General features: G+C 59.7%; 2 protein-coding genes. Both read left to right on the top strand.

The features are described from left to right. A partial coding sequence (locus DMO17_RS19485; RefSeq protein ID WP_146224945.1) for a DUF932 domain-containing protein occupies positions 1–270 on the top strand: 270 nt, incomplete at its 5' end. Between the two features lie 74 nt (positions 271–344). After that, complete coding sequence (locus DMO17_RS19490) at positions 345–1349, top strand: YqaJ viral recombinase family nuclease (protein WP_110684141.1); 1005 nt, start codon at positions 345–347, stop codon at positions 1347–1349. Positions 1350–1353 lie beyond the last annotated feature (4 nt).

The following is a 1353-nucleotide window of genomic DNA, read 5'->3' on the forward strand; positions in this document are numbered from 1 at the left end:
GATAGCTCCCCGAACGCACAGCAGAAGGAGGTAGTGCCCAACATCCGCGCCATGCAAAAAGTGGAGAGCCTCTTTCAAGGAAGAGGTCGAGGCAGCAGCCTCGAATCTGCCAGTGGAACAGCTTGGGGCCTACTCAATGCAGTGACCGAGTACGTCGACCACGAGCGGCGTGCACGCAGCAACGAATACCGTATGGACTCGGCATGGTTCGGCCAGGGCGCGCAGATCAAACAGCGCGCGCTGGACGCAGCCCTGCGACTGGTTGCCTAGCCCTCACTTATCTCGCCCTCACGCCCGATCAGCCTGGTGCTGATCGGGCGTTTTTACGCCTGCAGGTACACACGATGAAAGCAAAGTCATTGAATGGCAGCACTGCCAAGCAACGCCCTGCCCTGCGTCTGGTCAGCACCAAGGAACTGCCACGTGAGGACTGGCTGCAGATCCGCAAGCAAGGCATTGGCAGCTCCGATGCCGCGGCCGCCATCGGCCTCAATCCTTACAAATCGCAGCTGGAGCTGTGGCTTGAGAAAACCGGCCGCGATGCAGGCCTGTCCATAACCGATCCCCACGATGAGAACAGCCCAATGTACTGGGGCAATGTCCTGGAACCCATCGTGGCCTGGCACTACAGCAAGCGCACCAAGAACAAGGTAAGGCGCATCAACGCCGTGCTGCAGCATCCGGAACCTTCACTGTCGTGGATGCTCGCCAATATCGATCGTGAGGTAGTCGGTGCCGAGGATGTACAGATTCTCGAGTGCAAAACCGCCGGCATCAACGGTGCGCATCTCTGGAAAGAAGGCGTGCCCGAGTATGTGCAGTTGCAGGTCATGCACCAGCTCGCCGTCACCGGCAAGCAGGCGGCCGATGTGGCGGTTCTGCTTGGCGGTCAGACGCTGGAGATCCATCGCATAGAGCGCGATGAGCTCATGATCGCTCGCTTGATTGAGCTTGAGCAGCGCTTCTGGCGCTACGTGGAAACGGATACTCCACCACCTGCCGACGGATCAGCCTCTTCTGAGGCCGCCCTGCGCTGCCTCTACCCCGAGGACAACGGCCAGGTCGTCGACTTCAGTCGAAATGCAGGACTCACCGCTGCCTACATTGAGCTGAAAGCTCTGCGCCAGTCGATTGCCGACAAGGAAAAGCGCGAAGCGGAGCTCAAGCAGATGCTGCAACAAGCGATGGGTGATGCCAGCCGCGCGGAGTTTTCGCATGGCTACATCAGTTGGCGTAAAGCCAAGGACAGTGTCGGCCTCGATGTCGCACAACTGCTCCAGGACAAACCCTACCTGCAAGCCAAGTACCCGCTGCTGAAGCCCGGCGCGCGGCGCTTTCTGGTCGGCTGATTTC

Origin of the sequence: Aquipseudomonas alcaligenes, from assembly GCF_003205495.1 — a bacterium.
Taxonomy (GTDB): domain Bacteria; phylum Pseudomonadota; class Gammaproteobacteria; order Pseudomonadales; family Pseudomonadaceae; genus Aquipseudomonas; species Aquipseudomonas alcaligenes_B.